This window comes from Ktedonosporobacter rubrisoli (assembly GCF_004208415.1).
Classification (GTDB): Bacteria; Chloroflexota; Ktedonobacteria; order Ktedonobacterales; family Ktedonobacteraceae; genus Ktedonosporobacter; species Ktedonosporobacter rubrisoli.
Genome location: NZ_CP035758.1, coordinates 4551795 through 4566292, shown reverse-complemented (window position 1 = coordinate 4566292; position 14498 = coordinate 4551795). Strand labels below are relative to the sequence as shown.

8 protein-coding genes are annotated in these 14498 nt (G+C 54.5%); 1 reads left to right on the top strand and 7 read right to left on the bottom strand.

Annotated elements, in window-relative coordinates:
• Nucleotides 1-12: 12 nt before the first annotated feature.
• The 6 genes from EPA93_RS20050 to EPA93_RS20025 all read right to left on the bottom strand — a co-directional run bounded on the left by EPA93_RS20050 (nt 13) and on the right by EPA93_RS20025 (nt 12310).
• Nucleotides 13-1140 (bottom strand): DUF4097 family beta strand repeat-containing protein, encoded by a 1128-nt coding sequence (locus EPA93_RS20050; protein WP_129889218.1) that lies wholly within the window; start codon nt 1138-1140, stop codon nt 13-15.
• Nucleotides 1141-1250: 110 nt separating this feature from the next.
• Nucleotides 1251-3545: a serine/threonine-protein kinase gene (locus EPA93_RS20045; protein ID WP_129889217.1), complete on the bottom strand. Its 2295-nt coding sequence runs from the start codon at nt 3543-3545 to the stop codon at nt 1251-1253.
• Nucleotides 3546-3689: 144 nt separating this feature from the next.
• Nucleotides 3690-6095, bottom strand: coding sequence for a hypothetical protein (locus EPA93_RS20040; RefSeq protein ID WP_129889216.1), 2406 nt, complete (start codon nt 6093-6095; stop codon nt 3690-3692).
• Between the two features lie 270 nt (nt 6096-6365).
• Nucleotides 6366-8927 (bottom strand): serine/threonine protein kinase, encoded by a 2562-nt coding sequence (locus EPA93_RS20035; RefSeq protein ID WP_242527511.1) that lies wholly within the window; start codon nt 8925-8927, stop codon nt 6366-6368.
• Between the two features lie 322 nt (nt 8928-9249).
• Complete coding sequence (locus EPA93_RS20030) at nt 9250-10716, bottom strand: HAMP domain-containing sensor histidine kinase (protein ID WP_129889214.1); 1467 nt, start codon at nt 10714-10716, stop codon at nt 9250-9252.
• Between the two features lie 94 nt (nt 10717-10810).
• Complete coding sequence (locus tag EPA93_RS20025; protein ID WP_129889213.1) at nt 10811-12310, bottom strand: serine hydrolase domain-containing protein; 1500 nt, start codon at nt 12308-12310, stop codon at nt 10811-10813.
• Nucleotides 12311-12811: 501 nt separating this feature from the next.
• Here EPA93_RS20025 and EPA93_RS20020 point away from each other — a divergent pair.
• A complete protein-coding gene (locus EPA93_RS20020; protein WP_129889212.1) occupies nt 12812-13723 on the top strand; it encodes an LLM class F420-dependent oxidoreductase in 912 nt (303 codons plus the stop codon).
• Nucleotides 13724-13731: 8 nt separating this feature from the next.
• Here the strand turns inward: EPA93_RS20020 and EPA93_RS20015 are convergent, their stop codons facing one another.
• Nucleotides 13732-14421 (bottom strand): O-methyltransferase, encoded by a 690-nt coding sequence (locus tag EPA93_RS20015; protein ID WP_207229602.1) that lies wholly within the window; start codon nt 14419-14421, stop codon nt 13732-13734.
• Between the last annotated feature and the right edge of the window lie 77 nt (nt 14422-14498).

Sequence of the window (14498 nt, the reverse complement as noted above, 5' to 3'; positions counted from 1 at the left end):
TCGTTCAGGCTATCAGACTTTTCTTCTATGGAACTCGATATTCCCGGCTTCCATAGAGAGGATGAGCGTCGAAGATGTGTAAGAAGCTCCTAGCTCTCCATGAGCCTCACTTCCCTCATCCTTTGATTGCCGGATTGCCAGCTGACGAAACTCGGATTTGATCGAGCCAAATTTCGTTGCCGCATCTATCAACGTCTGGCTATTGGCTGGCAAGGTCACGCTGGTCTGACCAACTTTGTTCTTGATCGTATAAAATGCATTTTTGGCCAGCTTGCCATTAAAATTGATGATTCCTGAGTCCGTTACTACTGAGCCCTTATTGGTTAAGGTGGTCTGGGTAACAGTGATCTGTCCAGTTTGGCAATGCAAAGCCGCCTGCCCGGTAACACCTTTTACATTAATGCTGCCTTTTTTGGTAAAGAGATCAAGATTAGTGCTGGGGGGAACCATAATATCAAAATCAACTCGATTATTGCCGATAAGCCTCAGGCCGGAATCACGGACATTGACGTTAATTGTATTGCCCTGGCCGCTTGCATAGTCAATAGATGGGTTACCACTTAAGAAGCTAGTCTGGGTAATAGCGGTGATGGAAACTGTGTTGGTGGGCCCGGTGCGAACGCGAATGGTACCCTCGCTGGTGATAACAGAGATGTTTGGGATGGATGAGATATGGAAAATGTGCGCGGGTAAGATCGATGAGGTGAGACCAATCTGGATAAATTTGAATGGTGCACCAATAATGATGATAAGCGCGAAGACGAGAAGCGCTGCCAGCAGCCAGAGATAGAGCTTGCCCCTTTTATAGAAAGGTTGCCCTACAGGTGGCGGCTGTTGCGCTAAAGCACTCTCTAGAAATACCTGTTGCAGGGTATAATCTGTTTCACGGCGATTCACTTTGGGAACTGCCGTCGTCATATTTCCAGCCCCAAAGTCCGGCACAGGAGTGGAGGGGTGCTGCGAATTTGGGATGTGCTGGGAATCAGTAATGGGCCAGGGACCAGTTGGCCATAGCTCATCTAGCATTTTTTGGGGATCGCCAGCGATCTTATGCGGTCCTTGATGCTTCTGAGTTTCCATGAAGCGTTGCTGGATGGGCTGATTTCTATCTGAATCGTTATTCATACATTGATCAGGCATAATAATCCTCTGAATTAGGTAGCTCTCCTACATTGTAATCTGCCTTTCTCTATCAACTCTGCTTCTGGGCAAAATGTGCTAGGTAAAAGTACTGGGTATAGGTAATCTGCCTATTTATTTCCCAGTACTATTTTTATCTCGTCTACGGTGGCCGGAAGGTGGTCAGTGCCAAAGGGAAGATGGATCTCTACATCCGCTACGCCAGCCTGAGCCTTAAGATAAGCGCGGGCTGCATCTGGCGTTGCACCTTTGATCGATTGAGACCAGTCTTGTAGCTGCTGGGCCGAATGCATATATATCCAGGTAGCGCGTACAGAGACGCTTAAATAAGTAGCCCCCTTTGGACCGGGCTGAGCCTGAGGTTGTCCTGTGATGGTCGGCGTGCCCTGGAGCTGGTAAGCCGGACCAAGCGACTGGGCCGCCTGTTTGGTGAGCAGATCTGCCGTGAGCTTTGCCACGACATTGCGGTTATAGGCCGGAACTGTCCCGGAGACGGTGACCATAACTTGTATCTGATCGGTCTGCGTCCCGACAGGGCTGCTGGGTAACGACGTTATCTGATAATCGGGCTGGCCAGCAAGGGTCTCAGAGCTAGAGAGCTGTTCCTGTAGTTGTTGGGCTATCTGCTGCTTGAGGCGTGGAGAGAGCATGCGCTGAGCAGCATCAAGGTCTGCTTGCGAGACGAGATGAACAACCTGCGTATCCATTCCGCCCGAGAAGGGATCAAGGTTCTGAGCCGAGATGCCATGTTTACAACAGTTGCCATCCAGCGCATGGGCCGCAATGTTGCCGGCCGCTCCTGCTTTGATAGCCTGCGCCGGGGCCAGTAATCTGCCTGCCTGCCCGTCCTGGTTGGGCGGAACCTCGATAGCTTGCGTGAGCTGTACCTGTACCCCTGAGTTGCTGGTAAGGACAAATTGGGCCGGGAAATTCGCTGCCTGGTCGTTATCGTTGGTAAAGAGAATGATCCCGTGGGCCGTCGTTGGCGCGATGGAGCGACTGCCTGTGGTTCTAATGACTGTGCTATCCGAGGCTGTGCTATGCAGGAGGCGATCGGGAATGGTATGCGTGCGCGGGTCGGGCTCGTGAACTGCGCTTGAAGCCGTGAGCACATAATTTTTTTGCACTGCCTGGCTCTGGGCGATGATGCGCACGGTAGCCAGCGGCGCCGTCCCAAAGAGCGGGAAACCAGCTGGGAAAAAGCTGATCCCTAAAACGCGGGGCATGAGCAATAAAATAAGTAAAATAAGTGGCACTGCACCGGTAAGCAAGAGCGGCCAGGGCTTTGGCTTGCTTTGGGCAGGCGGGCGCTGGAGTGGCTGCTGAGCCTTGTAGATGTAGGATAGAGGCTCGGGCGCGATCTCTTCTGTATTGCGTCGTGTGCGCTGAATTGGTTCATCGGTAGTGCGCGGCTTGACGAGCTGTTCGACGCCTGGCGCAACTTCATAGTAGGTTGGTTGGGAGAGCGTGGGCAGGTCTTCGGGAAGCGTGGCCGTAGAGCTGAACTGCTGAACCGGGCTCTCGGGTCTGATGATATCGGCGTCGTTGGGCCAGACCGCTGAAGGTTCGTTGAGAGCGCTAAGAAATGCTTGACGCAGCTCGGCCACGCTCTGGTAGCGCTCACGCAGGCGTTTAGCCATTGCCTTGCGTACGACTTCGCCCAATTCATAAGGGATGGATGAGTCGTAGTCGCAGGGCGAAGGGATTGGCGAGTGCAGGTGCATCTGAATGACGCGGATATCATCGGGATCATTATAGGGCAGCTCGCCGGTAAGCAAGAGATAGAGCAAGACGCCAAGGGCATAAATATCGGTCTGGGGCGTAATAAGGCCGCGCGTCTGCTCAGGAGCCATATAGTGTGGTGTGCCCGGTACCTGGTCCAGGGGTAATTGCTTGCCGGCCTGGACCTGGTGGATTGTGCGCACAAGGCCGAAATCGGCAAGATAGACGTAGGGTGGACCGCTGCGGCGCATCTCTAGCAGGACGTTTGAAGATTTGATATCGCGGTGGATGAGGCCTTCGTCGTGGGCGTACTCAACGGCATCCAGCAGTTGTTGATAGATGGCGGAAACTTCGCTGAGCTCTGGTAGACCATGGCGCAAGTAACCAGTAAGCGTTCCGCCATCGATATAGGGCATGACCAGATAGAGAATGCCGTGTTCATCGCCGAACTCAATCAATGGGAGAATGTGGGGGTGGTGAAGGCGCGCAATTGTACGCGCCTCTCGCGCAAAACGACGGCGCATGTCGCGATCGGAGGCGTAATTGCCAAGAATAACTTTGATGGCTACGCGTCGGTCAAATGCTGTGCGCTGCCTGCCTTCATAGACTGCTCCCATGCCACCTACGCGAATGCGTCGGATAACATCGTAGTTCCCGAGCTGCTTGCCTTCCAGTGACAGCATCGAATGCGTTTTTCCTTTCCGCAGGATATGTTAAATAGCCTGTATCCGATTGAACGAATTACAGAGCCCGGTTAGCGCATATTCTCTTCATAAATTTTAGCCTGTATGTTTGCCTGACCGAACTTAAGCCAGCCAGGCAAACGGCTACCCCTCCTGCACGAGTTGAGTGGTCCGTAATGAGCTACTCGGGATGTTGCCGTTGCCGGGAACCGGGGTGATTGGGCCCTGAGGTGTGCCGGCCGGCGTTACGCCAGTTGTAGGCGCGGCGCTGGATGGGGTACTATTGGTCGGCATGCCCGCTACATTCTGAACGACAAAGGAAATTTGCCCCGGGTCGGCTGGCAAGGTGTTGCCCGAAATCTTAATGGTTGCATCATGTATGCCCTTCTGACTTTGCAGGATGGCGCGCGCCTCGTTGACGCTCTTGCCGGCAATCTGGCGGGCCAGATCATCTTCCTGGGTCTTGCTGATCTGGTAGACCCAGATGCCCTTAGCATTGACGAGCAGCGAGACGTTCCCTTTATTGATGCTCTGAACGTTGGTGCCGATATCCAGATCTCCGGCAAGTACATAGCCAGCTCCGGGCGATTGTGACGCTTTGTGTTGGAGCAAATCTTTCACAAGATCCTGGGCTTGCTGCTGGTTATAGGCCTGGCCTTTACAGGTCATGGTGATGCTAACGGTGACTGCGGGCACGTTGACGCCTGTATCACCCGGTGGATGATCCGTACTAACTCTGGGTGTACACGCGGGTGAGCCTGATAGCTGTTCGCCCTTCTGTAACTGTTGCTTAAGTGAGTCGGTGGCTTGCTTGCTGAGCTGCGGGGTGGCTGGCTCGACCACGCTATTGATATCGCCCTGCTGGACGAACATATAGTCTTTGGCGTCCTGCCCACCGCTGAAAGCCTGAGAATTCTTGACGAAAACGGTTCCACTAGCGTTGCAGCAAGTCCCATTGACGGTGAGGGCCGAAATGTTGCCGCCGGCTCCGGGCGTGCCTACATGCGCTCTTACCGTCGTGGTACCAAATCCACCATTCGGATTAGCGACAGGGATAGTGGCCGGTGTATCCAGGTATAGCGATACGTTGCCCGCTGGGATTGGTGTGTTGGTGCCGACCGTATATGAGTTGCTAAATGAACTATTTAGAAAGGTCAGTTGGCCGGTGGCGTTGGTGCCCTGGATCTGATTGTGCCCGCTGGCCTTGACGGTCTTGGGCTGCGATGAGGCCGTAGCGCTGAGCGCGCGTGCGCTTATCTGGCGCTGGGCTGCGTCGGGTTGTCCCTGCACGCCCGTCACAATATAGCTATTTGTGACGGTCTGACTATCGGGAGTGATGGCGACGGTAGCTGGTGGCTGCGTTTTGGGCAAGACATCCTGTAATGTCTTAAACGTGCTGGGCGAAGCGTAGGCAATCCCACCGCAGACGATCAGGGCGGTCAGAAGGAGCAAGATCAGGCCGATCAGCCAGACTCTGCGGTTATTGGGCCGGTTGGGCCTGTTGCCGCCCCCTCCGCTGCCACCACCGCCTACGTTCCCGCGCGGTGGCTGGCTGCCTCTGCTTGCGCTAACTGAGCGCGTATTGGCGGCAGTAGCGGCATCTGCCAGGCCGGCTGCAGCGGCTACTCCTGCGCCTCCTGGCGAGATTTTGCCTGTGTTGCGCCGTGCCCGCGCTGGACGCGAGGGCGGATCTGGCTCGGTGAGGGCCGCGTTAGGATGCTGGTCGAGATGAATCGTTGTGCGCCTGCGCACGGGCAGCTCAATAATAGAAGGCCCGGGGCCTTTGTTGCTGGCGGAGCTATTCGAGATAGGCTTTTCCTCTTCCTCCTCGTCTGCGGGCAAAGGAACCGTTTTGGCGTCTTCTATGGCCGGCTGAACTGCAGTTTGTGGGCCAGGAGGGAGGGCATCCCAATCATCCTCCTCGTCTTGCTGCGAGGTTGCGTTATGGCTGCCTCCATTGGAGAGTCTACCTTGCTTTTGTGCGTTGGCCAGCGTCTCAACGCCACCTACCAGCGCTGTGCCCATCACAAAAGGGACGACTGGCGGTGGCCCCTCTTCCTCTGCGGACTTTGCCGGCGGATTGCTGTCCTCCGCTGCTTCATCTGGTGTGTCGTCCTCTTCATCTTCAGGGGTGCTGGCTGATTGGGCATTCTTACGCGGTGCACCGAAGAGCCAGCCCTTTTTACCCTCACTCTCCGCAAGCTTCTGATCGCGTAAGGCTCTGGCATAGCTCTCTAATGTCGAGTATACGGGAAAACGGCGCTGACGTGCATATTCGGCAGGTCCTGGCCGGCCCTGAACAATGAATATGATCTGCGACTGCAGTTTGCGTTTCAGGCTCTTTAAATCATCGAAGTCGACAGGACGCTGAAAGGCTTTATTCTGATTGGGCAATACAACAGCCACTTGTTTACGACCAAGCTTTTCTTGCGTGATAATTGCCGCCAGCACGCTTTTCCTGTCATCATTGGGAGATACATAGATGACGCCAATACTGGCGCTACGCGGATCATGCATCCCCAACAATTCCGTGCCGTTTCCTTGTCTCATGGTCGTCTCCCTCTTCTCCCTTAATGTTATGTATTCGCGCGTATGGAGTCATTTTACACTAAGACCGTAGAATCTGAAAGGGCATTGCTATGTAATCTAAAAGCTTTATTAGAAAAGAACAAAAACTCTGATGTATACACAGTTATTGCACGTACCAAAAGAGAACCAGGTCTCAGCTTTCTGGTATGGCTTGCGCAGCGCGACCTTGCTCTTCCCTCTTTTGTTGCCATGGATAGTCGCGAAGGCCTGGTTAATATGCCAGAAGCGTGCTCAGGTGCTATCATTGATCACCAGCTTTATGCGCGCGGGATCGCCTGGTAGGGTTTGGTCATTCAATTGAATAGCTGCGTTACTCACGCCGGGCGTATTTTTGAGTAAGGCGATGGCCGCGTTCCGCTCTTTGCCGGTCAGCTGCTTGAGCAGGGCCTGACGCTGAGCGTCACCGAATTGATAGACCCAACGCCCGCTAGCATTGACTTCGAGCAGGACGACGTTGCCCGCCGAGGTTCCTCCAAATTGAATCTGCATCTGAATATCGCCCTGCAGACGATAGTTCGGGCCATAACTGGTTGTGGCCTTGCGCTGCAAGAGATCTTTGACGAGATCGTGAGCCTGCTGCTGGCTATAAGCCTGGCCTTTACAGGTCATGGTGATGCTAACGGTGACTGAGGGTATATTGACGCCTGTATCGCCGGCTGGATGGTCCGAGTTCACGGTGGGCGTACACTGGGGCTCACCGGCCAACTGTTCGCCCTTCTGTAACTGCTGCTTGAGCGAGTCGCTTGCTTGCTTGTTAAGCTGCGGGGTGGCTGGATCGACCGCACTATTGATATCGCTCTGCTGCACGAATATATAGTCTTTGGCATCCTGGCCGCCTGTGAAAGGCTGCGTATTTTTGACAACGATATTGTTGCTTGCATTACAACAGGTTCCATTGACCGTAAGAGCTGGGATATTGCCGGCGGCTCCGGGCGTGCCTGCGTGTGCTCTTACCGTCGTGGTGCCAAATCCTCCAGTCTGAGTTGCCACCGGGATAACCGCTGGCGCATCCAGGTATAGCGATATGTTGCCCGCCGCGATCGGCGTGTTGGTGCTGACTGTATACGAGATGGTAAATGAGCCATTCAAGAAGGTGAGCTGGCCGGTGGCATTGGTGCCCGGAGACTGATTGTGCCCGCTGGCCTTGACAGTTTTGGGCTGCGATGAAGCCGTGGCGGTTAGTGTACGTGTACTTATCTGGCGCTGAGTCACATCAGGTTGCCCTTGCACACCTGTCAAAATGTAGCGGCCAGTGACACCCCTGCTATCTGGAGTGATGGTGACAATGCTCGAACCTGGCAGCAGGCCGATGAGGGGCAGTGAAAGCTGAAAGACGTTAAGGCTAACCACAACGATAAGTGTGGTTATCACAACACCACAAGCGAGCAAAATTCCAGGGAAAACCCGCGTCCGCGAGCGCCGTGCGCCAGGTAAAGCTGTGCTGGCTTGTCCAGGCGTGCGGGTAACTGAGCTCTGCGTAGCGCCAGCTGGTTTCCTGTTTGCACCTGTGTAGCGCTGGCCGCGTTGCTTGCGTCTCTCGCTGCGCGTTAGAGTTTCGGTCTGTCTGGCAGGCGGTTTTATGCCCACATACTGGGCTGCAGGTGCCGGCTGGCTCGTCGTGGTAGCAGTGGCGCGGGAGGGCGTCGTTTTGGCCCGTTGCTGAGTGCCGGGACGGCTGGCAGGCCCGTGCTCCACCTTCTTTGCGCTTACTGAACGGAACGCTGCTGGCGTCTCGGGTAATCCTGGCTGTTCTTCGGAGGCCAGAGACTTATCATCATCTTCCGTATCCCAGGGGCCAGGAACGTCAGTAACCGGCTCAACGACATAGGCAGATGGGATTAGCTCGGGAGCTGGTGTACTGCGCAGATTGACAGGGTGCGCCGCGTCGAAAGGCTGGCTCTCGCCATAGACGAAGCGCTGCTGTTGCAATGTGGAGCTATCAAGGGCTGCTTGCAGCATATGCCAGAAATCGCTTGAGCTGGCAAAACGCCGGGCGGGCTCGTGGGCGAGTGCGGTAAGCAGCACGCTATCCACCTCGGTTGGCAAGAGCGGCGCCAACTGGCTCGGCGGAAGAGGCTCTTGCTCCGCATCCAGATTGCGCAAATCCTGTAATGTGCGCCGAAAAGGTAAGCGGCCCGTGCAGAGCTGATAGAGTACCACACCAAGAGCAAAGATGTCGCTGGCAGCCTGCGCGCGCCCCTTGAGCTGTTCCGGAGCCATATAAGCCAGCGTTCCACCACGGGCAAACGTATGGTGCGTAGCATTCATCTCCACAGCCAGCCCAAAATCGCTAAGCACCGCCTGCTCGCTGCCATCGGCCAGCACGCGGAACAGCACGTTAAGCGGCTTGATATCGCGGTGAATGAGGCCCTGCTCGTGCGCATACGCCACAGCGCTGCAGAGCTGCTCGAAGATCTCAAGGGTCAGGCCCAGGGGATAGGCCTGTCCGGGCCTCAAGCGCTTATGCAGATCGCCACCCTGAGCATATTCCATCACAATATACGGTATAATTGAGCCCTGAGCCGCATCGAGCAATTCCAGCTTTAAATCACTGTAAAAACGTAGAATATGCGGATGTCTCCACTTTGCCACCTGGGCCGCTTCCTTCAAAAAGCGATCCAGATTGCGCTGATCCAGGCTCTCCGGTTTAATGACCTTAATCGCTACCTCGCGCTGGTCTCGTTCGTCCCAGGCCAGGCACACATCTGCCATTCCTCCGCTTCCCAATGCCCCTTCCAGATGGTAGCGCTGGCCCAGGCTTTCTATTGCTCGCCCGTAACGCCATAAGCGCATGCGATCCACACAGCCTTTTCTGACTAGAATTGTGCAAAAAACATGTGAAAAATTCGCTGCAATTTTTTATGAGAACAGCAGAGAGTATATGTGACAGAAGTGATTATTGCATGCTAATAGGAAAAAGGCAATGCTTCCGCGCCGCGTGCGCAAAAGTCGGCGGTGAGATAACAGAAAGAGAGGAAGATATATCAAATCTGGCATGAACGGTCACAAAGCTGGTAATTGACATAAAGAAGCTAGCGCCGCATATATATCGAGTGCGGCGCAACAGGCCAGAAGCTAAGTTGACTCTCTTGCTCCACGTGGCTATTGGCGGAGCTTATAAGCCCGCCTTGCTAACATTTGCCTGGTCGCTCTTTCCAGAAGGCACGCTTGCTATCACAGTTGTACCTTTTGGGGGAGTGCTCTGGATATGCAGCCCGCCGCCAAAGGGCTCTAAGCGCTCACGCATTGAGAGCAGGCCGAGACCTTTGCCGGTTCTTGATGCGAGGTCAAAGCCCTGGCCATTGTCGCTGATGACCAGGCAATGCTTGTCAGGCAGCTTTTCTAGCTTCACGGCTACGCAGCTGGCAGCACTGTGCCGCGCGATATTCGAGAGAGCTTCCTGAAGCAGGCGGTACAGCGCGTCTTCTTGGGCGGGAGGCAAGCTAAGCGCTTCATCACCCTGAAAGCTCGCCTCTATGCCCGTTTGTTGGCTCCATTGCTCTAGCTGATCCTGTAAAGCTTGGGAAAATGTTTTACGCGCCAGCCCGGCCGGACGAAGCTCATAAATCAAGCCTGCAAGATCCTCTTGCACCTGCTGAAGCAAGGTTTCCGCTTGCTCTAAGCGTGGAAGCAAACCATCGCGCTGTTTTAAAAGCATAGCTTTGGCGCCTTTGATTTGCATGTAGAGGGCAAAAACCTGCTGCTTAACGCTATCGTGGAGCTCGCGCGCCATACGTTCGCGTTCCTGAGAAGTTGCCAATTCCTGGCGCGTCTTCACGAAGCTCTGCAATTGTTGGGCCATCATATTGAAGCGCCGGCTTAATTGCCCCAGCTCATCTTCTGAAAGGTCGTTAACAAGCGAGCTAAAATCTCCCTGGCTCCAGAGCTCGGCTTTTTGGGACAGTTGCTGAAATCTTCGCACCAGGCGACGCGAGGTAAGCGCACCGGAGATTACGCCGGTGAGCCCGGCACAGAATAGAAAGAGTAGCACAAAAGGTAGGAAGAGCACCAGGCTGAAGCCAAAACCAAGCCAGGGAAGAAGCTGCAGGTGGCGAGCCTGGACTACCAGAGCTCCCAACACTTGCTGTTTGTCGATGATCGGGACCATAGCTATGATCTGGCCTTGCTCTTCCTGATTGAGTACCCCTTCCGGGCTCTCCTGACCTCGAAGTTGGGCCTGCAAGATCTGAGCATCGCGGGGCGAAAGACGCTCGGCTAGGGAGCTTCCGGCGTTTTCGGGGGAGCTGCCTACAGAAGCTAGAATCTCTCCCCGTTGATTAAGGATAGAGATAGAGCCCTCGTAGAGTAAGGTGCTTGATTCGTTGGCGTGCCACTCCTGAAGCCACTGTTCCAGCGCGGCGCCTTTCACTCCGCCGGGCTGCTTTAGCAGCGGAACAGCTTTCTGCGCTCTACCCTGCAGTGAAATGAAGAGGAGAGAGGCCTTTTGCGTTTCCATTCCCCACCAGACAGCTCCGAGCAGCAGCAGAATAACTATCGACCAGACAAGCACGCTCATGAGCGTGTATGAGGAGGTGAGTTTCCATTGCAGGCTGTGAAAAAGCCTGCTAGATCTCTTTTCCATCGTTGACCTCCTTCCTGTTTGGCTCGTTTCTTGAGAGATTGTATCATACTCTGTTTGCCTGGTCGGTGCGTGATTGATCTAAAGGCGCATTGTCTTATGCCCCGGTGAACTGCTGCCTTCGCTTGCGCATGAGGGGCAAGAGACGCAAGGCAAGGCGTAAGAGGCCGAGGTCAGCCCAGAGCGAGAAGATGAGAATAGCGCTCCAGCCAAGTTCTGGCACCTGGTAGAGCAGGCTTGGCCACGAAGTCTCCAGGAGTGTGGGAATAGAGACCAGAATGAGAGCTGGTAGCAGGCATTCCCAGATCCAAGGTCCAACAATCTGCCACCAGTGTAGGGAAGGCTTAAGCTTCAAGCGCCGATGCCACCAGGGCAGGCGGACTAACAGCAGAAGCGTGAAGAATGCTGCTATGGCTAAAACTACATCGCATATCAGGTAGAATGTACCCACGCTCGTTGTCGCTAACGTTGGTTCCTGACCGGCCAATAGCTGGATCATAGGAGGGAGTAAGTCCGCCTCAACAACGTTCATATTTGCGTTTGTCAGGATAATTGCGCCCCATTGCTTTTCAGGCACGATGAGCATAAATGCGCCAAAGGTATATGTTGCGCCATTATGCGCGATGGCTGTCACGCCCGAGACGGTAAGAACGCCCCAACCCATGCCATAGGGCGTCGCGTGGGCAAGTTTGGGCGGCGTGTGCATGCTCAGGATACCGGCAGGAGAAAGAACTGATCTGCCCTGGTATTCTCCCTCGTTCATATTGGCGATCAAATAATGGGCGATATCTTCGGCGGAGGCAGCCGTAGCCGTGGCCGGAACGTCTGTGGGAATGTCGAGAAGGGCGTCCGGGCCGGGTAGCGGGATGCCAAAGCGCCAGAGATAGCCCTGGGCCAGGCCAGCCTTTTTCGCTTGCTCTACATCGGCATAGCTGTGCCGCATCTCAAGGGGCTTATAAATGTGTTGCTGAACGTAGTCTGCATAGCTCTGGCCGGAGACAACCTGAATAATCTGGCCCAGCAAGACATAATTGATACTCGTATATTCAAAACTGCTGCCTACTGGACGATCAACAACTATCTGACTATGCATGTAGCGCTGTAGCTCCTGCTCATCGCTGAAGCCCGCAAAGCCATTGGGGTCATCCTTCAGGCCGCTGGTTTGATTCAAGAGCTGGCGAACCGTAATTCTTGACGCTGCCTCCTGGTCTGAAGTTTTGAACCAGGGCAGATAGCGTTGAACAGGATCATCAAGCACGATTTTGTGGGCTTCCACGAGCTGCATAATTGCCAGCCCGGTAATCGATTTGGAAACGGAGCCAACGATAAACGGTGTCTGGGGCGTGACAGGTTTGCCCGTTGGATCGGCAATTCCGTAGCCGCATAGCTGCACAATCTGCTTGCCGTGGACCAGGGCGTAAGCAAGGCCAGGAAGATGATTAGCTTGCATCTGAGTGCGTAAAAAGGCATCGATTTTGGCAATATCCGGCTCGTTGCTCTGCGTCATTGCGGCAACTGGCGATGTCATTAACAATGGAAGCAGCAAGACGCCAAGAATTATAATGCATTTGGCCATGCTCGCTCTATATATTTTCATGTTTTTCCCTTCTCGCTGCTACTATCGCCCTGATGTGCAGCTCAGCAGGAATGCAAGCAGCGTATAGCGCAAAGAAGAGAGATAGCGGTAAGGGCTGCAAGTCCCAGGCCTGGAAAAGGCTCACCTCTGCCACATCTCTGCGCAAACTGACAGGGCAAGTATAGTGGCCACTGACGGCAAAGCGTACGCGAAGAAAGTTGGGTCTTCTCCCTCCAAAAGTATGGGTGTGTGAATAGGTAATAAATGCTAGTTGGCGCTCAGGTGGAAGCGGAGAATGCGCGGAAAGCGGCGCATAAAAATTGGCAAGTGTAAATCCTAAGCCGGGTTATTGGCATGTCAATATTTGGACAATTGAGAACGTGGCTTGTACAGAGAGGTTTTTAGATAGACTGATAAGAAAGTCTTTTCATTCCCTTGACCTGGAGCGCACTCCAGGATGTATACTCCTTGCGAAAAAATAATGTGTGCACGTTGCAAAAGCGAGAGGAGAAAAATCTCCACATGCGAATCGGATTACAAGTTCCCAGCTTTACCTGGTCCAATGAGCAAGAAACGCTAGGAGACACATTTGCCTTGATTGCCGAGCGCGCCGAGCGGGCGGGCTTTTTCAGCTTATGGGTTATGGACCATTTTTTTCAGATCCCGGTGATTGGACCTGTTGAGCACGAGATGCTAGAGGGATATAGCGCTCTGGCCTTTGCCGCCGGGCGAACCAATCGTATAAAATTGGGAACGCTGGTTACTGGTGTGACCTATCGCTATCCGGGCATCTTAATAAAGACGGTAACTACTCTTGATGTGCTCTCTCACGGGCGGGCCTATTTTGGCATTGGGGCCGCCTGGAATGAAGAGGAGCATGCCGGCCTGGGTGTTCCTTTCCCACCACTTGCCGAGCGCTTTGAACGCCTTGAGGAGACGTTGCAGATCGCGCACCAGATGTGGGCGGGAGATGAGAAGCCATATCAGGGCAAACACTATCAGCTTGCTCGCCCCTTGAATGCACCCTCTTCAGTGCAGAAGCCGCACCCGCCCATCATGATCGGTGGCATGGGCGAGCGCAAGACGCTGCGTTTAGTTGCTCAGTATGGCGATGCCTGCAATTTCTCTTTGATGCGCCTGAAACAAGGCGAACTTGCTCACAAGCTTAACGTTCTGCGCGAGCATTGCCAGGCCGTAGGCCGTCCCTATAGCGACATTGAGAAAACCACCCTGGGACCGATCAAACTTACTAGAGATGGTCGGGATAACAGCTTTACTCCGGCTGCCGCGATTGCCTATTTCCGCAATTTGGCGGAACAGGGGATTGATCAGGCGCTTGTCAATATGCCTAACGTCGCTGACCTGGAACCCTTTGAGCTCTTTGCCAACGAGGTCATTCCGGCCGTTGAGCAGATTGAGGTAGCTGGTAGATAAACCCTTTCTCACCTGACAACCGAGATCGAAAATCCGTCGATGCCGTTGTAGACATCATCACTGAGCAGAGCGGCGCTGAGCAGGCGCGGATGTTCTAGAATTGCGCGCGTGTATTCAGCGGCGCCCGCTGAGCTAGCGTCGGGCTGTGGATTCTGGTAGGTGCGGCCGTGGCGCACAATATTGTCGGCGATAATCAGCGCGCCGGGCCGGCTGAGAGTAAGCGCCCATTCCAGGTAGCGCGTATTGTTGATCTTGTCGGCATCAAGAAAGATCATGTCAAAGGGAGCTTCGGAGACAAGCCCGGGCAGCAGGTCTAGCGCGGCTCCCACGCGTACCTCGGCGCGCTCGGAAAGCCCGGCGGCTGCCAGGGTTGCGCGCGCAAGCTTGGCGTAGTGTGGATCAATTTCCAGCGAGATCAGCTTGCCATCGGCAGGCAAGGCGCGCGCCAGCCAGACGCCGGAATAGCCAGCCATGGCCCCAATCTCTAAAATCTTGCGCGCTCCGCAAGTTATGGCCAGCACCTGAAACAATTTCCCTTGCGAAGGCGAGATTTGCCCGCCCGGATGGTCCATGCGGGCCACACAGTCGCGCAACACGCTATCCTCGGGCGCAAACCTTGCCTCTACCTCCTTAAGAATCGCCTCTCTTTCGCCTGGATCATAGCTGATTGATCCCTGATTGGCCAGTGAATTGCTCATGAATGCAAAAGCTCCTTCTCTGCTTAGATATCTTCTTCCATTGTAACATGCTTCTCGGGGCCAGAGGCTAAAAGATC

Bases quoted from the DNA above. Each gene is read 5' to 3' on its own strand.
- EPA93_RS20045 (WP_129889217.1), bottom strand. From the start codon at position 3,545: ATGCTGTCACTGGAAGGCAAGCAGCTCGGGAACTACGATGTTATCCGA.
- EPA93_RS20040 (WP_129889216.1), bottom strand. From the start codon at position 6,095: ATGAGACAAGGAAACGGCACGGAATTGTTGGGGATGCATGATCCGCGT.
- EPA93_RS20025 (WP_129889213.1), bottom strand. From the start codon at position 12,310: ATGAAAATATATAGAGCGAGCATGGCCAAATGCATTATAATTCTTGGC.
- EPA93_RS20030 (WP_129889214.1), bottom strand. From the start codon at position 10,716: ATGGAAAAGAGATCTAGCAGGCTTTTTCACAGCCTGCAATGGAAACTC.
- EPA93_RS20015 (WP_207229602.1), bottom strand. From the start codon at position 14,421: ATGAGCAATTCACTGGCCAATCAGGGATCAATCAGCTATGATCCAGGC.
- EPA93_RS20050 (WP_129889218.1), bottom strand. From the start codon at position 1,140: ATGCCTGATCAATGTATGAATAACGATTCAGATAGAAATCAGCCCATC.
- EPA93_RS20020 (WP_129889212.1), top strand. From the start codon at position 12,812: ATGCGAATCGGATTACAAGTTCCCAGCTTTACCTGGTCCAATGAGCAA.
- EPA93_RS20035 (WP_242527511.1), bottom strand. From the start codon at position 8,927: ATGCGCTTATGGCGTTACGGGCGAGCAATAGAAAGCCTGGGCCAGCGC.